Genomic DNA, 17,658 nt, shown 5'->3' on the forward strand with positions numbered 1-17,658 from the left:
AACGGCGCCCAGGGGCGCCGTTGTTGTGTCAGCAGCTCAGCTTAGAGCGGCTTGCCGCGATTGCCGTGCGCGGCAACAAAGGCCTGCACGTCAGCCAGACTGTTCGGCAACACGGTGCAACGCTCTTCGCGCTCGAACAGATCGCTCAGATGCGCCGGCAGGTGCAATGCTTCGCCAACGCCAGCCTGACGGACCGCATCCGGGAACTTGACCGGGTGCGCGGTGCCCAGGGTAATCATCGGCGTCGACAGCGAGCGACGACATTCGCGGGCTGCACGCACGCCGATGGCGGTGTGCGGGTCCAGCACTTCGCCGCACTGCGCGAATACCTCGGCGATGGTTGCACAGGTGCCTTCGTCGTCAACCGCCAGAGAATCAAACAGCTTGCGCGCCTCGGTCCAGCGATCATCTTCAACAGACAGTTTGCCACTGACCTTGAAGTCATCCATCAGCTTGGCTACCAGCGCACCGTTACGACCGTGCAGATCGAACAGCAGGCGCTCGAAGTTGGACGACACCATGATGTCCATCGACGGCGACAGCGACGGGTGCAGGGTGTCCTTGTCGTAGTGATTGCCGCTCATGAAGCGGTGCAGGATGTCGTTGCGATTGGTAGCAACGATCAACTGGCTGATCGGCAGGCCCATATTGCGCGCCAGGTAACCGGCGAAGATGTCGCCGAAGTTGCCGGTCGGCACCGAGAACGCCATCGAGCGCGCCGGACCACCCAGCTGCAGGGCAGCGTGAAAGTAGTAGACGATCTGCGCCATGATGCGCGCCCAGTTGATCGAGTTAACCGCGACCAGACGGGTGCCCTTGAGGAAACCCTGGTCGGCGAAACTGGCCTTGACCATCTCCTGACAGTCGTCGAAGTTGCCTTCGATGGCGATGTTGTGGATGTTGTCGCCAAGGATGCTGGTCATCTGGCGACGCTGCACCTCTGACACCCGGTTGTGCGGGTGCATGATGAAGATGTCGACGTTCTCGCAGGCTTTGCATCCCTCAATAGCCGCCGAACCGGTATCACCAGAGGTGGCGCCCATGATCACCACGCGCTCGCCACGCTTGACCAGGAAATAGTCGAGCAGACGGCCCAGCAGCTGCAGGGCAAAGTCCTTGAACGCCAGGGTCGGGCCGTGGAACAGCTCCATCACCCACTCGTTGCTGTCCAGCTGACGCAGCGGGGCAACTGCCTTGTGCTCAAAGACGCCGTAGGTGTCCTGCAGAATCTGTTTGAAATCGGCGTCCGGAATGCTGCCAGTGACGAACGGGCGCATCACGTTGAACGCCAGCTCGTGGTACGGCAGACCGGCCCAGGATGCGATCTGCTCCTGGGTGAAACGCGGCAGGTTCTCGGGCACATACAGACCGCCGTCAGAGGCCAGACCGGCCAGCAGCACGTCTTCGAAATTCAGGGCCGGAGCCTGGCCACGGGTACTGATATAACGCATATCGGCAAACCTTCGGTTTGAGCTGCAAGCCGCAAGCAACAAGCCGCAAGCACCACCTGGGTTGCTTGCCGCTTGCCGCTTGACGCTTGCCGCTGGATTAGTCCAGTTGTTCCACGCGGATCCGCATCAGCGGGCCGGCGATATCCTCGAGCGACTCCAGCGCGGCAATCGCATCGTTCATGTTCTGCTCGCGTACGCGGTGAGTCAGCAGAATCATCGGCACCAGGCCGTCCTGCTCTTCCACGTCCTTCTGCATGATCGATTCGATGTTGATGCCACGCTCGGACAGGATGGTCGCGACCTTGGCCAGCACGCCCGGGCGGTCCTGCGCGTGCAAGCGCAGGTAGTAGGCGGTTTCGACCTCGTCAACCGGCAGGACCGGCAGATCCGACAGCGCATCAGCCTGGAACGCCAGGTGCGGCACGCGGTTGGTCGGGTCGGTGGTCAGGGTGCGGACCACGTCGATGATGTCGGCAACAACGGCGGAAGCAGTCGGCTCGGCGCCGGCGCCGGCGCCGTAGTACAGCGTCGAACCAACAGCATCACCGTGAACCATGACAGCGTTCATCACGCCATTGACGTTGGCGATCAGGCGATCAGCCGGGATCAGGGTCGGGTGCACGCGCAACTCGACGCCGTTTTCAGTGCGGCGCGCCACGCCCAGATGCTTGATACGGTAGCCTAGCGCTTCGGCGTAATTTACGTCGGCAGTGGTCAGTTTGGTGATCCCTTCGGTGTAGGCCTTGTCGAACTGCAGCGGGATACCAAAGGCAATGGAGGCCAGAATGGTCAGCTTGTGCGCGGCATCAATACCCTCGACGTCGAAGGTCGGATCAGCCTCGGCATAACCCAGCGCCTGCGCTTCAGCCAGAACGTCCTCGAAGGTACGCCCCTTGTCGCGCATTTCAGTCAGGATGAAGTTGCCAGTGCCGTTGATGATACCGGCAACCCAGTCAATACGGTTGGCGGCCAGACCTTCACGCAGCGCCTTGATAATCGGAATACCGCCGGCAACCGAGGCCTCGAACGCAACCATCACGCCCTTGGCGCTGGCAGCAGCGAAGATCTCGTTGCCGTGCACGGCAATCAGCGCCTTGTTGGCAGTCACCACGTGTTTGCCGTTCTCGATCGCCTTGAGTACCACATCCTTGGCCAGGGTGTAGCCGCCGATCAGTTCGACGATGATGTCGATCTCGGGATTGTTGACCAGCTCGAAAACGTCGTCGGTCACCGGGGTCATGCCCAGGTTGCAGGCCGGGTTGGGGTGCCGGGTTGCAATCTGGGCGACCTCAATGCCGCGCCCAGCACGCCGGGCAATTTCCGTCGCGTTGCGCTGCAGAACATTGAAGGTGCCACCGCCGACGGTGCCCAATCCACAAATACCTACTTTGACCGGTTTCAAACTTTGGTCCCTACCTGGTTGTTAGTCGATTACATGAAAACGCGCCGACGATCTGCCCGTCGGCACGGCTGTTACTGATTCTCCAGCGCGATAGCGGCCAGCTGCGCCGCCGGCTGATACCCCGGGATCAACACCCCGTTGGCCATGAAAATGGCCGGTGTACCCTGCACACCCACCTGCTGACCCAGCTCGAACTGGCGCTCAACAGGATTCTCACAGCTGGCTGGCGCGACCTCGTCACCCTGCTTGGCAGCCGTCAGCGCCGCCTTGCGGTCGTCGGCACACCACACCGACTGCATGACACTGGCAGCACGGGACTGCATTCCGCCACGCGGGAAGGCAGCATAGCGCACCTCGATACCCAGATCATTGAGCTGCTGCACCTCGTTGTGCAGCTTGCGGCAGTAACCGCAATCCACATCGGTAAATACCGTGATATGGGTCCTGGGCTGCTCGGGCGCAAACACGATCAGTTCCTGCTGCGGCAGCCCGTTGATGACCGCGCCGATGTTACGCGCTTCGGCGATGGAGGTAAGGTTACGTGGCTTGCCGTCGTTGACCTCGATCAGCGAGCCCTGGACAAAGTACTTGCCGTCCGCCGAGGCGTACAGCACTCGACCGCTTTCCAGCTCAACACTGTACAGACCGGCCACGGGAGACTCGCTCACCGCCTTGACCGGCACATTGAAATTCATTGTCTTCAGAGCGTCCCGAATAGCCTGATCCGGATTCGCCATGACCTGTGTCGCCGCCAGGGCCAGTATGGCGGCCAGGCCGATTTTCAGTCGCATAGTCCACTCCTTTTGAAGACCGCAAAGCTTACCACGAATAAAGGAAGCGCTGACCAATTCCACGCGCCCTGCGGGATGTTCGGCGCAACCCGGATGCAGTCACCCTCGGGGATGATGCTGGGCATGCAGATCATGCAGGCGCTGCCGGGCAATATGGGTATAGATCTGGGTTGTCGACAGATCACTGTGCCCCAGCAGCATCTGCACTACCCGCAAGTCCGCCCCGTGATTGAGCAGATGGGTAGCAAAGGCGTGGCGCAGGGTGTGCGGAGACAGCTCGCTGCGAATGCCGGCCGCAAGGGCATGCAGCTTGACCCTGTGCCAGAATGTCTGACGCGTCATCATCTGCCCCAGCCTGCTGGGAAACAGTACATCACTCGGCTTGCCTGCCAATAGTGCCGCACGTGCCGTATCAAGATATTGCTCCAGCCAGCGCATCGCCTCTTCCCCCAAAGGGACCAGACGTTCCTTGCTGCCCTTGCCAGTCACCCGCACCACACCCTGACGCAGGTTCAACTGATCGAGCCGCAAGCCGACCAGCTCACTGACCCGCAATCCGGTGGCATACAGCACTTCCAGCATGCAACGGTCCCGCAACCCCAGAGTGTCTTCGCTGTCCGGTGCGGACAGCAGGCGCTCAACGTCGGCCTCACTGAGCGACTTGGGCAGCGGCCTGCCGATCTTCGGCATGGCAACATCCCGGGTCGGGTCGTCGGCGATCAACTGCTGACGCAGCAAGTAGCGGTAGAAACTTCGCACACAAGACAGCAGCCGGGCACTGGAACGCGCCTGATAGCCGGCGCCAAGCCGCCAGCCCAAGTGCGCCATCAGATCGGCGCGCGACAGCTGCAGCAGCCGGCTGCGACGCTGCCCCAGCCAACCGGCCAGCGTACGCAGATCGGTGCGATAGGCGCTGCAGGTATGCTTCGACAACCCCTTTTCCAGCCAAAGGCTGTCAAGGAACTGATCGATCAGTTGCTGATCCGCGTCACTGACCGGCATCGGCGCAACATCAGGCATGGATTTGACTCGAGTGGACGGGCGATTCGTCGATTAAAAACACTCAGGCACAAAAAAGCAGCCCTCAGGCTGCTTTTTTGTTGGTCAGTTGTCCGATCAGGACAGCTTTTCCTTGATGCGAGCTGCCTTGCCAGACAGAGCACGCAGGTAGTACAGCTTGGCCTTGCGAACGTCACCGCGACGCTTGACAGAGATGCTGTCGATCAGCGGAGAGTAGGTCTGGAACGTACGCTCAACGCCAACACCGCTGGAGATCTTGCGAACGGTGAAAGCCGAGTTCAGACCACGGTTACGCTTGCCGATAACCACGCCTTCGAAGGCCTGCAGACGGGAGCGATCGCCTTCCTTAACCTTGACCTGGACGATTACGGTATCACCCGGTGCGAACGCGGGGATTTCCTTGGACATCTGTTCAGCTTCAAGCTGGGCAATAATATTGGACATCTTGCTTCTCCTGCACAGGCCGTCGGACCTGTATCAATGGTTATCGGTTGCCTGCTCGCGGATATATTCCGCCAGCAGCTGTTGCTGTTCTTTGCTCAACTCCAGCTCTTCGAGCAACTCTGGCCGACGTTGCCAGGTTCGACCCAAAGACTGTTTGAGGCGCCAGCGCCGGATCAGTTCATGGTTACCGCTGAGCAGCACCTCCGGAACGCGCTGCCCATCAAACTCTTCCGGCCGGGTGTAATGTGGGCAATCGAGCCATCCCGCCGAAAAGGAATCTTCTACCGCGGAATCCGCATGCCCCAATACACCGGGAATCAAGCGGGTCACCGCGTCCAGGAGCACCATGGCTCCCAGTTCGCCACCGGACAACACGTAGTCGCCAATGGAGATTTCCTCATCTACGCAGCGATCAATGATGCGCTCGTCGATGCCCTCGTAGCGCCCGCATAACAGCACAAGGCTGTCGAGCTGCGCCAGCTGTTCGACGCGTTTCTGCGTCAGAGGCTGCCCCTGCGGAGACAGGTAAATCACCCGCGGGGTGGAGGGAGCCTGCCGGCGGATGGCGTCAATCGCCTCCAACAGCGGCTCAACCTTCATCAACATGCCGGGACCACCGCCGAAAGGGCGATCATCCACCGTGCGATGACGGTCATGTGCGTGTTCACGCGGGTTACTGAAAGCGACTTCCAACTGGCCCCGCTTGACCGCCCTGCCGGTAACACCGGACTCGGTCAGCGCCGTGAACATCTCGGGAAACAGGGTAACTACACCGGCCCACACCGGTCAGAACTCCGCATCCCAGTCAACCTGCATGACTTGCGTCTCCAGATCGACCTTGATTACAAACTGGCCCGGCAGATAAGGCAACAGACGTTCACGCTGATCAACACTGCCTGCGCAGGGCTTGACCACCATGACATCGTTGGAGCCGGTCTCAAGCAGGTGATCCACCTTGCCGAGCAGCTGCCCTTCCTGGTTTACAACCTGAAGGCCTTCCAGCTGATGCCAGTAAAAATCGCCATCTTCAAGCTCGGGCAATGCGTCGGACGCAATGCTGATCTCGAAATCGACCAGTTCCTCGGCCTTGTTGCGGTCGTCGATCCCCTTGAGGTTGACTACCAGCACGCGTCCCTGGACGCGACCACCGAGAACGGACACCGTGCGCTGCTCGGAACCCCTGTTAAGGGACCACTCGGCATAATCGAGCACGTTGTCCAGCGGGTCGGTATGGGAATAGACCTTTACCGCCCCACGCACCCCATGAACCGAAACGATCTTGCCGAGTACAACCCGATGGGCCCCGGCCGGCTCAGGAGTATTGGCCATATCAGGCAGCAGCCTGACCAGCTTCCTTCAGCAGAGCTGCAACGCGATCAGACGGCTGCGCACCCTGGCTCAGCCAGTATTGAACGCGCTCATCGTTCACGGACAGACGCACTTCACCGCCGGTGGCTACCGGGTTGAAGAAGCCTACCCGCTCAACAAAACGGCCATCGCGAGCATTGCGGCTGTTGGTGACGGTCAGATGATAGAAGGGGCGCTTCTTGGAGCCACCACGAGCAAGACGAATGGTTACCATGTCGACATTGTTTCCTGTGTTTGAGTATCGCTGCTTAATCGTTTGCGGGCGTGCAGCTGAAAACGCATACACCTATAGCCCGAAAGGTCGCGTATTCTACGGAATATCCCGACCAATGAAAACTCTTTTTTCCGCAGCCACCGGCACCGCCGGTCAGCTGCCTGCCCCAACGCCGGAAAACGGCGATCAGGGCAGCCCTCAGAACCGTGGCATCCCGCCACCCGGGGGAAGCATGCCACCGCCACCACCCATGCCACCCATACCGCGCATCAGCTTGGCCATACCGCCCTTGCCGGTGACCTTCTTCATCATCTTCTGCATCTGCTTGTGTTGCTTGAGCAGGCGCCCGATGTCCTGAATCTGGGTACCCGAGCCCGCCGCGATACGACGCTTGCGCGAGCCGCTGATGAGGTCCGGATTACGGCGCTCGGCCGGCGTCATCGAATTGATGATCGCCTCCATGCGCTTGAACTGCTTGGCCGCCTCGGTCTGCGCCGTTTCCATCTGCGCAGCACTGATCTTGCCGCCCATCATCGGCAGCTTTTCCATCATCGAGCCGAGCCCGCCCATGGCGTTCATCTGCTGCAGCTGATCACGGAAGTCCTCAAGATCAAAGCCCTTGCCCTTCTTCAGCTTCTTGGCCAGTTTCTCGGCCTTGTCCTTGTCGATCTTCTGCTCGGCCTGCTCGATCAGGCTGAGCACGTCACCCATACCGAGGATGCGCGAGGCGACCCGGTCGGGGTGGAAGACTTCCAGGGCGTCGATCTTCTCGCCCATACCGAGGAACTTGATCGGCTTGCCGGTGATATGACGCACCGACAGCGCCGCACCGCCACGGGCATCACCGTCGACCTTGGTCAGGATGACACCGGTCAGCGGCAGCGCCTCGTTGAAGGCCTGAGCGGTGTTGGCCGCATCCTGACCGGTCATGGCGTCGACCACAAACAGGGTTTCCGCCGGCTTGGCTGCCGCGTGAACCTGCTTGATCTCGGCCATCATCTCGTCGTCGACGTGCAGACGGCCAGCGGTATCGACGATCAGCACGTCCATGAAGCGGTTCTTCGCCTCACGCATCGCCGCCTCGACGATGGCGACCGGCTGCTGATCAGCGGAGGACGGGAAGAACTCGACCTGTACGTCGGCTGCCAGCGTTTCCAGCTGTTTGATCGCCGCCGGACGGTAGACGTCGGCGCTGACCACCATGACCTTCTTCTTCTCGCGTTCACGCAGCGTCTTGGCCAGCTTGGCCACACTGGTGGTCTTACCCGCGCCCTGCAGACCGGCCATCAGGATCACCGCTGGCGGGCTGACCGCCAGGTTCAGCCCTTCGGACTGCCCCATGACCGCTTCCAGCTCGGACTTGACGATCTTGACGAAGACCTGCCCCGGCGACAGGCTGCGCGACACTTCGGTGCCGACCGCGCGCTCACGCACCTGGTCAACGAAGGTCTTGACTACCGGCAGCGCGACATCAGCCTCCAGCAGCGCCATGCGCACTTCGCGCAGGGTGTCCTTGATGTTGTCTTCAGTCAGCTTGGCCTGACCTGTCACACCGCGCAGACTGTGCGACAGGCGCTCGGTAAGATTCTCGAACATGTGCTTTCTCCCAGGGCGGGCCCGTTTTCAGCCCGGCCGCCATTTCAGCGGCGCAGTATACCCCGCACACCCGGCACAGGATAGGGAAGCACCGGCAGACGCTTTCACCCGGACGCGGCTTATGCCACACTGCGGCTTTGTTGATAATCGCTCGCAAGGACGTATGACAGCCCTCGCCCCCAGTCTGCTGGCCGCCGGTTTCTATATCAGCGGCATCCTGTATCAGATGCACTGCCTCGGCAAACGTCTGGCCGTCAACGCCAGCCTGTTGCGCGCCATCGGGCTGGTTGCCCTGCTGGCCCACGCCGTCAGTCTGTATATTCAGCTCACCACACCGCAGGGCTTTGCCCTGGGCCTGTTCAATATCGGCTCGCTGATTTCCTGGCTGGTAGTTGCGGTCACGCTGGTGTCGAGTTTCCGCGCGCCAGTCACCAGTCTGCTGCTGGGGCTTTATCCGCTGGCACTGATCACCGCCCTGCTGGCGGGCTTCTTCCCCGAACAGGGCACGACACTGGCAACCGACCAGGACGGCTTGCTGGTGCATATTCTGCTGTCGGTGCTGGCCTACGGCATTTTTACCATTGCCGCCTTCCAGGCCACCCTGCTGGCTGTTCAGGACTATCAGCTCAAGCACAAGCACCCTACCCGTTTCATTCGCACCTTCCCGCCGCTGCAGACCATGGAGCAGCTGCTGTTCCAGTTTCTGCTGTGCGGTGAAGTGCTGCTGACGCTGGCGCTGATCTCAGGTTTTGTCTTCCTGGAGAATATGTTCGCCCAGCATGTGGCCCACAAGACTCTGCTGTCCTGCCTGGCCTGGGTGGTGTTCGGCATTCTGCTGTGGGGCCGGCACTTCCGCGGCTGGCGCGGCAGCAATGCGATCCGCTGGACACTGGCGGGCTTCCTGCTGCTGATGCTGGCCTATTTCGGCAGCAAGCTGGTACGCGAACTGCTGCTGGCCGCCTGATCCATACTACGACCTGCCTGAGGCTAGCCCTTGAACGAATCCCATACTGGCCTGCTGCTGATTCTGCTGGTGGTGCTGATCGTGCTGTCAGCGTTCTTCTCCAGCTCCGAAACCAGCATGATGAGCCTCAACCGCTACCGGCTGAAGCACCTGAGCAAGGAAGGCCACCGGGCGGCGCGCCGCGCCTCCCGTCTGCTGGAGCGCCCCGACCGACTGCTCGGCACCATTCTGGTCGGTAACAATATCGTCAACATCCTCGCCGCCTCCATCGCCACCGTGATCGCGGTGGACGTCTGGGGCGAAGCCGGTATCGCGATTGCCACCATGATCCTGACCGTGGTCGTGCTGATCTTCGGCGAGATCACACCCAAGACCCTGGCAGCCCTGCGCCCGGAGCTGATTGCCTTCCCGGCCAGCGTGATCCTGTCCGGCCTGCAGCGCCTGCTCTATCCGGTGGTGTGGGTGTGCAGCGCCATCAGCAACCTGCTTTTGCGCATGCTCGGGGTCAACCCGCACAGCAAGGATGGCGATCAGCTGACCACCGAGGAGCTGCGCACGGTGGTGCGTGAAGCCGGGCTCGGCATTACCCGCAGCCGCCAGAACATGCTGCTGGGCATCCTTGATCTGGAGAAGATGACGGTCAACGACATCATGATCCCGCGCAACGAGGCTGTCGGTATTGATCTGGACAGCGACATGGCCGCGATCAATCACCAGCTGCGCAGCTGTCACTACACCCGGCTGCCGGTCTACCAGGGCGACATCAACAACGTCACCGGCATCGTCCACATGCGCTCGATCGCGCGCCTGCTGAGCCGCGGCGAACTGACCAAGGAAGCCCTGATCGGCGCCTGCAAGGAGCCCTACTTCATCCCGGAAAGCACACCGCTGCACACCCAGCTGTTCAACTTTCAGAAACAGAAGCGCCGGATTGCCATCGTCGTCGACGAGTACGGCGACGTCATCGGCCTGGTGACGCTGGAAGACATCCTGGAAGAAATTGTCGGCGACTTCACCACCGAGATGCTCAGCCTGAGCCAGGACATCCATCCGCAGGCCGATGGTACCTATGTGATCGATGGCAGCGCGTCGATTCGCGACATCAACCGTCACCTGCACTGGAAGCTGCCTGCCGACGGCCCCAAGACCCTCAACGGCGTGATCACCGAGCAGCTGGAAACCATTCCGGAAACCTCGGTCTGCCTCACCACCGGCCACTACCGGATGGAGATTCTGCAGACCAAGGACAACATGGTGAAAAGCGTTCGGATATGGGATCGGGCCTTGAACCAGGTCGACCCGCGCCCCTCAGACGAAGCGGATCAGACCACCGACGGCGCCAGCTGACGGACGATACCCGCCGCCCACTGCCGATACCCGGCCGCCGATGGGTGATAGCCGTCGCGGGCCAGATAAACCGGCTCGAATGGCAGATCCAGTGACAGGTAGTGGGCGCCCGAGTCCCGGGCGACAGCCTGAAGATCGGCGTCCATCAGCCCGGCGCGCAACCCGAACCAGCCGCGCAGCGGTTGCGGCAATGCCCGGAAATGCCCCAGCGGCGGCACGCCGGTCAGCATCACCCGCCCCGAACAGACTTGCAGCTGCTCGATCAGGCCCCGCAGATTACGCCGCCAGCGCGGCCGTGGAGTGAGGTGGGTGGTATCGTTGACGCCCAGCACGATCAGCGCCAGGTCCCACTGCTGCCCGGTAACCGCAGGCAGCAGGTCTTGCAGACAGTCTCCGGCCATCGCGCCGTTGCGACCGGCCGCCTGCCACTGCACCGGGCGCCCAAGCTGTTCAGCCAACTGACTGGCCAACTGCCCGACAAGGGCCTGCTGCTGACACTCGACCCCGACGCCGGCAACGGTGGACTCGCCAACCAGCAACAACCGCAGCGGCCTTTCCCGAGCACCATCCGGCGCCGCTACCAGCCCCTGCCAGGGCTGCTGCGCGTCCGGCAGGCGCAGCGCCGTGCGCTTGACCCACATTGCCTGAGGCAGCAACAGCGGCAAGGCCGGTGCCGCCAGATACCACCACCGGCTCAGAGCGTGACCTCAACCGCCGATGCCGCGCGCACCGCCTTGGCAACAGCCGCCTCAATGGACTCATCACGCGCCAGCGCGACCCCCATACGACGCTGCCCATCAACCTCGGGCTTGCCGAACAGCCGCAGCTGGGTGTCCGGTTCCTTGAGTGCCGCGCCCAGATTGCCGAAGCTGACATTGGCCGACTGGCCCTGCACCAGCACTACCGCCGATGCCGATGGACCGACTTGACGGATTACCGGAACCGGCAGCCCGAGAATGGCGCGCGCATGCAATGCAAACTCGGACAGGTCCTGCGAAATCAGGGTTACCAGCCCGGTGTCGTGCGGGCGCGGAGAGACTTCGCTGAACCAAACCTGATCGCCCTTGACGAACAGCTCGACCCCAAACACACCACGGCCACCAAGCGCCTCGGTGATGGTTGAGGCAACCCGCTTGGCCTCAGCCAGCGCTCCTTCGCTCATCACCTGCGGCTGCCAGGACTCGCGGTAGTCGCCGGCCTCCTGACGGTGGCCGATAGGCTCGCAGAAGGAGGTGCCGTCAATGTGCCGCACGGTCAGCAAGGTAATTTCATAATCAAAGTCGACAAACCCCTCGACGATCACCCGGCCTTGACCGGCACGACCGCCGGACTGGGCATACTCCCAGGCCTTGTCGATATCGGCCTGCTCGCGCACCAGACTCTGCCCCTTGCCCGATGAACTCATCACCGGCTTCACTACGCAGGGCATGCCAATGGCAGCGACCGCGGCACGGTATTCATCCAGCGTGTCCGCGAACCGGTAGGCAGAGGTCGGCAGGCCCAGCGTTTCCGCAGCCAGACGGCGGATGCCCTCGCGATCCATGGTCAGGCGCGCTGCCTCGGCGGTCGGCACGACGTTGTAGCCTTCCGCTTCCAGCTCGACCAGCGTCGCGGTCGCAATAGCTTCAATTTCCGGCACGATGTAGTCGGGCTGCTCGGCTTCGATAACCTCGCGCAGCGCCTGACCGTCCAGCATGCTGATCACATGGCTGCGGTGCGCGACCTGCATCGCCGGGGCGTGCTCATAGCGGTCTACCGCGATAACCTCACAGCCCAGCCGCTGCAGCTCGATGGCCACTTCCTTGCCCAGTTCGCCCGAGCCCAGCAGCAATACCCGCGTCGCGCTTTCTGCGTAGGGGGTCCCAATTACCGTCATGCCTGTCTACCTTGGATAGTTGATTGAGTCGCCGTGCCGATCCACAGCCCCTGCCCGCGCGCACGCTCCTCGCAGCGCGCCAGCACCTCAAGACGCTGCTCGTCGGTCATCCGGCCCCAGCGGGCTATTTCCATGCCGGTGCGCTGACACCCGGTGCAGATGTCGTTATCGTCCAGCGCACAAATGCTGACACAAGGCGAGCGAACGGGGGCAGAGCGGGTCATCAGTCTTCCTGTATCTTGAGTTCGTCACGGAAGCGTTTGGCGTTCTGCACGTAATGGGCGGCGCTCAGTTCCAGCATCTTCTTCTGCTGATCGCTCAGCGTCTTGACCACCTTGCCGGGGGAGCCCATGACCAGTGAACCGTCCGGGATCTCCTTGCCTTCAGGAATCAGGCTGTTGGCGCCGATGATGCAGTGTTTACCGATCTTCGCGCCATTGAGCACCACCGCGTTGATGCCGATCAGGCTGTAATCACCGACCGTGCACCCGTGCAGCATCGCATTATGGCCGACTGTGATGCCTTTGCCGAGGGTCAGCGGCACGCCACTGTCGGCATGCATTACAGCGCCGTCCTGCACATTGCTGTGTTCGCCGACGGTGATCTGCTCGACATCACCGCGAATCACCGCACCAAACCAGACGTTGGCGCCAGCCTCCAGCTTGACCTTACCGATGACCGCTGCGGTGTCGGCAATCCAGGCGTCAGCCGCCATTTCTACCCGATCCCTGCCCAGGCTGTACTTCATGCTTCGTGCTCCTAATTCTTGTTGTGCCCGTCGTAGGGCGTATGCAAGGTGATACCCGCGTCAAAGCCGGTATTCATCAATTCAACCAGCATCAGCGCCGTCAGCCCCCAGATCTTGAAGCCGTTGAAACGGTAGCTGGGGACGTACCAGCTACGCCCTTCATAGTCGATACGGTGGGTCATTTCGCGCGGATCAGACATAAAGAACTCGACCGGCACGCGAAACACCTCTTCAATCTCACTGGCGTTGGGAATGATCTCGAACTGGTCGGGCACAACCCCGACATAGGGCGTGACCTTGATTCCAAAACGCGAGACCAGCGAGTCCATGGGGCCGACCACATCCACCAGCTCCGGCAGCAGGCCGATTTCCTCATGCGCCTCGCGCAAAGCGGTATAGCAAAGGTCCACATCGCCCGGGTCACGCCGTCCGCCGGGGAAGGCAACTTCGCCTGAATGGGTCGACAGGCGCTGCGAACGCAGGGTCAGAATAATTTCCGGCTGCGGTTGCGAGGTGATTGCAATCAGCACACCAGCCTCGGGCAGTCCGGGCGCTGTTATCTGTCGAGGGGTGTGCTGCATCACCCGCATGCGCATTTCGTCTAGCATGCATACATCCTCGTTTATTTCGTCAATGATGGCATGATCACCAGGGCAGAACCAGCCGCACCATGGCGTGAATACCGCACGATAGGCCACCGTGCACCGAGCTGATTTGTACCCCTGAGCTCTTGCCCGCAGGCCGCACGATCAGCAAGATAGAGCCCAATTACCCAGCAGCCAGCCGGAAGCCAGTCATGAAGTTCTGTAGCGAGTGCGGTCAAGGCGTCACCGCACGCGTCCCCGACGGGGACACCCGTTCACGGTTCGTCTGCGACCATTGCCAGACCATCCATTACCAGAACCCGCGCATCGTCGCCGGCTGTCTCGCGGTGCACGGTCAGCAGGTACTGCTCTGTCGCCGGGCCATCGAGCCGCGTCGCGGTTTCTGGACCCTGCCGGCCGGCTTCATGGAAAACGGCGAAACCACCGAAGAGGCAGCCCTGCGCGAAACCTGGGAAGAGGCCCGCGCCAGACTTCAGCAACAAGAGCTGTATATGCTGTTCAACCTGCCGCATATCAATCAGGTCTACATGTTCTTCCGCGGCGAGCTGGCCGATCTGGAGTTCAGCGCCGGCGAAGAAAGCCTGGAAGTGCGCCTGTTCCACGAGCACGAGATTCCCTGGGACGAACTGGCCTTTCCGACCGTGGGCAAGACCCTCAAGCAGTACTTCCTTGACCGCCAGGAGCAGTCCTTTCCGGTACGCATCCGCGACATCCTCTACCGCCCGGGACAGCACCGCCGATGAAACTGAGCACCCTGTTCCTCGGCTGCATTCTGCTGGCTGCCTCCTGCGCCTGGGCCGGCCAGCCTCCAATCGACCGGATACTGATCAGGAAGGCCGAGCGCAGCCTGCAGATCATCAGCGACGGCCGCGTGCTGCATGAATACCGCATCTCCCTTGGCCGCCAGCCGGTGGGCCCCAAGCGCCAGCAGGGCGACCAGCGCACGCCGGAGGGCATCTATACGATCGACTGGCGCCACGAGAGCCCGCAATACAATCTCAGCCTGCATCTGGACTACCCCAACCTCAAGGACCGCATGGCAGCCTTTGAGGCCGGTATAGACGACCCCGGCAGCATGATCATGATTCATGGCACGCCAATCGACGAGCAATACCCGGAGTGGTTCTTCAAGGGCCTGGACTGGACCAACGGCTGCATCGCCCTCGGCAACGCTGAAATGCGCGAACTATGGGAGCTGGTGCCCGACGGTACGCTGGTAGAGATCGTGCCCTGAACAGCAACTAGCGCCGCTGCATCAGATGGGCCTCCAGACGCCAGACGTCAAACGCCGGCTCCTCGTAGGGGTGAGCCTGGCGCAGCGCCTCGATGACCGCCTCGATACAATCACCGGCGCACAGGGTTTCCACGCGGTACTCTGATACCTGCTCAACGACGCCGGTCTGGCCGAGATAGGGCTCACTTCCCGACAGCGGCCTGAACTGGCCCTGCCCAAGCACCTGCCAGCTGCAGCTGTCATAATTGCCAAGCCGGCCGGCACCCGCGGCAAAGACTGCCTGCTTGACCTGCTCGACATGGCTGGCAGGCACAAAGAAACATAACTTGTACATGCTATTGTCCTCTAGCACCCGGCCATCAAATAGTGGCACATTAGAATCACAAAAAAGTCCGCCAACAAGGATCACGACGCCATGACAATCGACAGCAACCGCTTGCTGCTTGAGCTGGAAAAGCAGCGCCGCGAAGTCAACCGCAATATCATCAACCCGGCTATTCCGCAGCTCAGTCTGGATGCGCTGACCCCCATGCTCAACATGGTCGCCCAGGCCCGCAAGGACTATCTGTGCGGCCTGCTTGATATCGCAGGCAAAGCCGGCGGATGCGCGCCTTCCGATGAGCAGGTTGAGAGGCTGCGCAAACTCCGGCTGACCTACGAAGAGCTGGTCAGCGCCGCCAGCGCACTGGAAACGGCCATCCAGCGCGACTATCTGGACGTCATTCCGAGCCGGCGCTGAGCGATGCCAGCGCCAGCAGGCACACCTGTTCCTGCTCGGCGACCAGCTCCGCCAGCCGCTCACCCGGCAACTGCGTCAACAGGGCATAGCGCCGAGCGCCCCAGACCATCAGATGCAGCGCCTCAAGGCGTGACACCGAAGGCTTGACCGGCAGGTCCGGGCAGGCCTCCAGCACCCGCTGCCAGATATTCATCAACTCGGCATAGGCACGCTGCTGGTGCTTCTGCTCGGCAATCACCGGCTCCAGCTCCAGCATCTGCGGATGAAACCAGGCCGCCTCACCAGCCACGCCGCCAAGCAATCGCACCAGCCGACCGACACGCTCCTGCCACACCAGCCCGACGGGCTCGATGGCCTGCTGTTCAATTGCCTGCAACAGGCGCTCGATGCAGTGGCGCACATACCCCGAGTGCAGCGCCTGCTTGCTGGGAAAGTAATCGTACAGGGTGCCCACCGCGACCCCGGCCTCCAGCGCCACCGCGCGGGTCGTTACGCGCTCCCAGCCATCGCGCTGCCAAATCCGAACATAGGTATCGAAAATCGCCTGCACCGTCATCTTGGCGCGCCCCTGGGTCGGGCGCTTGAGCGGCTTGTTGCGAGACTGAGCGGGGCTGTTCTTGCTGGTCATGGAATCCGAACCCGGTAAACACGCTGACAGGCTACAGTCATCCTACTGTCGAATCACCCCTTTTCAGGAGCGCCCATGACTGTGATCAGCCAACTGCAAAATAACAAGAAGGACCTCAATCAGGTTCGCGTCGTCACCCAGCCGATGCCGGAGCTGAAGCCGGGCGAAGCACTGCTGCGCATCAGCCGCCTGGCGCTGACCACCAACAACATTACCTACGCCGCCTTCGGCGAAACCCCGCACCTGCGCTACTGGGACTTTTTCCCCACCGGTGCGGCCGAGTGGTTCCACATGCCGGCCTGGGGCTTTGCCGAGATCGTCGAGAGTACAGTTGAGGGTCTGGCGGTGGGTGAACGCTTCTACGGCTACTGGCCGATTGCGTCGCACGTGGTCATGAATCCGGTACGTGTTTCCGAACGCGGCTTTTACGACGGCATCGCGCATCGCCTGGAGCTGACGTCGGCCTATAACCAGTACCAGCGCATCAGCACCGATGCCGCCTACCGCGCCGCTGATGAGAACTATCAGATGCTGCTGCGCCCGCTGTTTATCACCTCGTTCATGCTGGCCGACTTCCTGGAAGACAACAACTTCTTCGGCGCCCGCCAGATCATCGTCTCCAGCGCCTCCAGCAAGACCGCCTACGGCACCGCCTTCTGCCTGGAGCAGAACGACAGCGTGGCGCTGATTGGCCTGACCTCTGGCGGCAACACCGACTTCGTCGCCCAGCTCGGCTGCTACCAGCAGGCTGTCGCCTACGAAGACGTTGAACAACTCGATGCCAGCATCCCCACGCTGTATGTCGACTTCTCAGGCAACGTGGCGCTGCGCAACCGCATTCACGAGCACTTCAAGGACAGCCTGGTCTACGACTGCTACGCAGGATCAGCACAGAACCACGAACACCTCAGCGCCGCCGAAACGCCTGTGCACGGCCCCGCACCGCAGCCGTACTTTGCGCCCTACCAGATCAAGAAGCGTAACGCCGACTGGGGCGCGGCAGAAGTGACCCGCCGCTTCAACGCCGCCCAGCTGGCGTTTATCGAGCGAGTACAGAACCCGTCTGCACCGTGGCTGAACGTCATCGAGCACGCCGGTCTGGAGCAGGCAAAGACACTGGTAGAGGATCTGGTCGGCGGGCGTATCGATCCCAAGGATGGCCACGCAGTCGTCCTCGACTAAGCCAGCGACCCGGCCAGGGCGTCGTGCACCTGCCGCCCCCATTGCGGAC

At 61.7% G+C, this 17,658-nt stretch carries 22 protein-coding genes; 6 read left to right on the forward strand and 16 right to left on the reverse strand.

The genetic code is table 11. The features are described 5' to 3' along the window. Positions 1–41: 41 nt before the first annotated feature. From thrC to ffh, 9 genes are all read right to left on the reverse strand, one after another. Positions 42–1,451 carry a threonine synthase gene (thrC, locus tag ACZ5WQ_RS10110; RefSeq protein WP_228245081.1) on the reverse strand — a complete coding sequence of 470 codons (1,410 nt, stop codon included), beginning with the start codon at positions 1,449–1,451 and terminating at the stop codon, positions 42–44. A gap of 97 nt (positions 1,452–1,548) precedes the next feature. After that, positions 1,549–2,853 (reverse strand): homoserine dehydrogenase, encoded by a 1,305-nt coding sequence (locus ACZ5WQ_RS10115; protein ID WP_228245080.1) that lies wholly within the window; start codon positions 2,851–2,853, stop codon positions 1,549–1,551. A gap of 71 nt (positions 2,854–2,924) precedes the next feature. Then, on the reverse strand, positions 2,925–3,644 hold the full coding sequence (dsbC, locus tag ACZ5WQ_RS10120; protein WP_464382260.1) for a bifunctional protein-disulfide isomerase/oxidoreductase DsbC: 720 nt from the start codon (positions 3,642–3,644) through the stop codon (positions 2,925–2,927). Positions 3,645–3,743: 99 nt separating this feature from the next. Then, on the reverse strand, positions 3,744–4,664 hold the full coding sequence (xerD, locus tag ACZ5WQ_RS10125) for a site-specific tyrosine recombinase XerD (protein WP_434006940.1): 921 nt from the start codon (positions 4,662–4,664) through the stop codon (positions 3,744–3,746). Positions 4,665–4,760: 96 nt separating this feature from the next. Beyond that, a complete protein-coding gene (gene rplS, locus ACZ5WQ_RS10130; RefSeq protein WP_088273285.1) occupies positions 4,761–5,108 on the reverse strand; it encodes a 50S ribosomal protein L19 in 348 nt (115 codons plus the stop codon). Between the two features lie 33 nt (positions 5,109–5,141). Continuing rightward, positions 5,142–5,858 (reverse strand): tRNA (guanosine(37)-N1)-methyltransferase TrmD, encoded by a 717-nt coding sequence (gene trmD / locus ACZ5WQ_RS10135; RefSeq protein ID WP_464383643.1) that lies wholly within the window; start codon positions 5,856–5,858, stop codon positions 5,142–5,144. A 36-nt stretch (positions 5,859–5,894) separates the two neighbouring features. Beyond that, complete coding sequence (gene rimM / locus ACZ5WQ_RS10140) at positions 5,895–6,437, reverse strand: ribosome maturation factor RimM (protein ID WP_228245077.1); 543 nt, start codon at positions 6,435–6,437, stop codon at positions 5,895–5,897. Between the two features lies 1 nt (position 6,438). Next, positions 6,439–6,690, reverse strand: a complete 252-nt coding sequence (gene rpsP / locus ACZ5WQ_RS10145) for a 30S ribosomal protein S16 (RefSeq protein WP_088273282.1) — start codon at positions 6,688–6,690, stop codon at positions 6,439–6,441. A gap of 198 nt (positions 6,691–6,888) precedes the next feature. After that, positions 6,889–8,286, reverse strand: a complete 1,398-nt coding sequence (gene ffh / locus ACZ5WQ_RS10150; RefSeq protein WP_285677572.1) for a signal recognition particle protein — start codon at positions 8,284–8,286, stop codon at positions 6,889–6,891. 163 nt (positions 8,287–8,449) lie between these two features. On the opposite strand from ffh, the gene ACZ5WQ_RS10155 reads away from it, so the two are divergent. Together ACZ5WQ_RS10155 and ACZ5WQ_RS10160 are read left to right on the forward strand one after the other, a co-directional pair. Next, the gene (locus tag ACZ5WQ_RS10155) at positions 8,450–9,250 is read left to right on the forward strand and encodes a cytochrome C assembly family protein (protein WP_373314997.1); all 801 of its coding nucleotides are present in this window, start codon (positions 8,450–8,452) and stop codon (positions 9,248–9,250) included. Positions 9,251–9,280: 30 nt separating this feature from the next. Next, positions 9,281–10,597, forward strand: a complete 1,317-nt coding sequence (locus ACZ5WQ_RS10160) for an HlyC/CorC family transporter (protein ID WP_228245076.1) — start codon at positions 9,281–9,283, stop codon at positions 10,595–10,597. Here the strand turns inward: ACZ5WQ_RS10160 and ACZ5WQ_RS10165 are convergent. The 5 genes from ACZ5WQ_RS10165 to ACZ5WQ_RS10185 are packed head-to-tail and all read right to left on the reverse strand — an operon-like array spanning position 10,573 to position 13,829. Continuing rightward, positions 10,573–11,262, reverse strand: coding sequence for an SGNH/GDSL hydrolase family protein (locus tag ACZ5WQ_RS10165; protein ID WP_464382261.1), 690 nt, complete (start codon positions 11,260–11,262; stop codon positions 10,573–10,575). The genes ACZ5WQ_RS10160 and ACZ5WQ_RS10165 overlap by 25 nt on opposite strands. A gap of 29 nt (positions 11,263–11,291) precedes the next feature. After that, positions 11,292–12,473 carry a formate-dependent phosphoribosylglycinamide formyltransferase gene (purT, locus tag ACZ5WQ_RS10170; protein ID WP_464382262.1) on the reverse strand — a complete coding sequence of 394 codons (1,182 nt, stop codon included), beginning with the start codon at positions 12,471–12,473 and terminating at the stop codon, positions 11,292–11,294. Next, positions 12,470–12,697, reverse strand: coding sequence for a DUF1289 domain-containing protein (locus ACZ5WQ_RS10175; protein ID WP_228245074.1), 228 nt, complete (start codon positions 12,695–12,697; stop codon positions 12,470–12,472). Before ACZ5WQ_RS10175 ends, purT begins: the two co-directional genes overlap by 4 nt. Next, positions 12,697–13,221 (reverse strand): gamma carbonic anhydrase family protein, encoded by a 525-nt coding sequence (locus ACZ5WQ_RS10180; protein WP_228245073.1) that lies wholly within the window; start codon positions 13,219–13,221, stop codon positions 12,697–12,699. The genes ACZ5WQ_RS10175 and ACZ5WQ_RS10180 overlap by 1 nt, the downstream gene beginning before the upstream one ends. A gap of 11 nt (positions 13,222–13,232) precedes the next feature. Next, entirely contained in the window at positions 13,233–13,829 is a 597-nt protein-coding gene (locus tag ACZ5WQ_RS10185) for an NUDIX hydrolase (RefSeq protein ID WP_228245072.1), read from the reverse strand. A 188-nt stretch (positions 13,830–14,017) separates the two neighbouring features. On the opposite strand from ACZ5WQ_RS10185, the gene ACZ5WQ_RS10190 reads away from it, so the two are divergent. Together ACZ5WQ_RS10190 and ACZ5WQ_RS10195 are read left to right on the forward strand one after the other, a co-directional pair. Continuing rightward, positions 14,018–14,569, forward strand: coding sequence for an NUDIX hydrolase (locus tag ACZ5WQ_RS10190; RefSeq protein ID WP_285677569.1), 552 nt, complete (start codon positions 14,018–14,020; stop codon positions 14,567–14,569). Then, positions 14,566–15,060, forward strand: a complete 495-nt coding sequence (locus ACZ5WQ_RS10195) for a L,D-transpeptidase family protein (protein ID WP_464382263.1) — start codon at positions 14,566–14,568, stop codon at positions 15,058–15,060. The genes ACZ5WQ_RS10190 and ACZ5WQ_RS10195 overlap by 4 nt, the downstream gene beginning before the upstream one ends. A 7-nt stretch (positions 15,061–15,067) precedes the next feature. Here ACZ5WQ_RS10195 and ACZ5WQ_RS10200 read toward each other — a convergent pair whose 3' ends face one another. Further along, the gene (locus ACZ5WQ_RS10200; protein WP_338213980.1) at positions 15,068–15,394 is read right to left on the reverse strand and encodes a YqfO family protein; all 327 of its coding nucleotides are present in this window, start codon (positions 15,392–15,394) and stop codon (positions 15,068–15,070) included. 81 nt (positions 15,395–15,475) lie between these two features. On the opposite strand from ACZ5WQ_RS10200, the gene ACZ5WQ_RS10205 reads away from it, so the two are divergent. Continuing rightward, positions 15,476–15,799, forward strand: a complete 324-nt coding sequence (locus ACZ5WQ_RS10205; protein ID WP_464382264.1) for a hypothetical protein — start codon at positions 15,476–15,478, stop codon at positions 15,797–15,799. Here ACZ5WQ_RS10205 and ACZ5WQ_RS10210 read toward each other — a convergent pair. Next, complete coding sequence (locus tag ACZ5WQ_RS10210) at positions 15,780–16,427, reverse strand: TetR/AcrR family transcriptional regulator (RefSeq protein ID WP_269686807.1); 648 nt, start codon at positions 16,425–16,427, stop codon at positions 15,780–15,782. The genes ACZ5WQ_RS10205 and ACZ5WQ_RS10210 overlap by 20 nt on opposite strands. A gap of 75 nt (positions 16,428–16,502) precedes the next feature. Between ACZ5WQ_RS10210 and ACZ5WQ_RS10215 the strand changes: the two genes are divergently transcribed. Further along, positions 16,503–17,609 carry a DUF2855 family protein gene (locus ACZ5WQ_RS10215; RefSeq protein ID WP_464382265.1) on the forward strand — a complete coding sequence of 369 codons (1,107 nt, stop codon included), beginning with the start codon at positions 16,503–16,505 and terminating at the stop codon, positions 17,607–17,609. The last annotated feature ends 49 nt before the right edge of the window (positions 17,610–17,658 follow it).

This window comes from Halopseudomonas sp. T1L2, from assembly GCF_055397385.1.

Bases quoted from the DNA above. Each gene is read 5' to 3' on its own strand.
- thrC (WP_228245081.1), bottom strand. From the start codon at position 1,451: ATGCGTTATATCAGTACCCGTGGCCAGGCTCCGGCCCTGAATTTCGAA.
- dsbC (WP_464382260.1), bottom strand. From the start codon at position 3,644: ATGCGACTGAAAATCGGCCTGGCCGCCATACTGGCCCTGGCGGCGACA.
- xerD (WP_434006940.1), bottom strand. From the start codon at position 4,664: ATGCCTGATGTTGCGCCGATGCCGGTCAGTGACGCGGATCAGCAACTG.
- rplS (WP_088273285.1), bottom strand. From the start codon at position 5,108: ATGTCCAATATTATTGCCCAGCTTGAAGCTGAACAGATGTCCAAGGAA.
- trmD (WP_464383643.1), bottom strand. From the start codon at position 5,858: ATGTTCACGGCGCTGACCGAGTCCGGTGTTACCGGCAGGGCGGTCAAG.
- rimM (WP_228245077.1), bottom strand. From the start codon at position 6,437: ATGGCCAATACTCCTGAGCCGGCCGGGGCCCATCGGGTTGTACTCGGC.
- rpsP (WP_088273282.1), bottom strand. From the start codon at position 6,690: ATGGTAACCATTCGTCTTGCTCGTGGTGGCTCCAAGAAGCGCCCCTTC.
- ffh (WP_285677572.1), bottom strand. From the start codon at position 8,286: ATGTTCGAGAATCTTACCGAGCGCCTGTCGCACAGTCTGCGCGGTGTG.
- ACZ5WQ_RS10155 (WP_373314997.1), top strand. From the start codon at position 8,450: ATGACAGCCCTCGCCCCCAGTCTGCTGGCCGCCGGTTTCTATATCAGC.
- purT (WP_464382262.1), bottom strand. From the start codon at position 12,473: ATGACGGTAATTGGGACCCCCTACGCAGAAAGCGCGACGCGGGTATTG.
- ACZ5WQ_RS10175 (WP_228245074.1), bottom strand. From the start codon at position 12,697: ATGACCCGCTCTGCCCCCGTTCGCTCGCCTTGTGTCAGCATTTGTGCG.
- ACZ5WQ_RS10180 (WP_228245073.1), bottom strand. From the start codon at position 13,221: ATGAAGTACAGCCTGGGCAGGGATCGGGTAGAAATGGCGGCTGACGCC.
- ACZ5WQ_RS10185 (WP_228245072.1), bottom strand. From the start codon at position 13,829: ATGCTAGACGAAATGCGCATGCGGGTGATGCAGCACACCCCTCGACAG.
- ACZ5WQ_RS10190 (WP_285677569.1), top strand. From the start codon at position 14,018: ATGAAGTTCTGTAGCGAGTGCGGTCAAGGCGTCACCGCACGCGTCCCC.
- ACZ5WQ_RS10195 (WP_464382263.1), top strand. From the start codon at position 14,566: ATGAAACTGAGCACCCTGTTCCTCGGCTGCATTCTGCTGGCTGCCTCC.
- ACZ5WQ_RS10200 (WP_338213980.1), bottom strand. From the start codon at position 15,394: ATGTACAAGTTATGTTTCTTTGTGCCTGCCAGCCATGTCGAGCAGGTC.
- ACZ5WQ_RS10205 (WP_464382264.1), top strand. From the start codon at position 15,476: ATGACAATCGACAGCAACCGCTTGCTGCTTGAGCTGGAAAAGCAGCGC.
- ACZ5WQ_RS10210 (WP_269686807.1), bottom strand. From the start codon at position 16,427: ATGACCAGCAAGAACAGCCCCGCTCAGTCTCGCAACAAGCCGCTCAAG.
- ACZ5WQ_RS10215 (WP_464382265.1), top strand. From the start codon at position 16,503: ATGACTGTGATCAGCCAACTGCAAAATAACAAGAAGGACCTCAATCAG.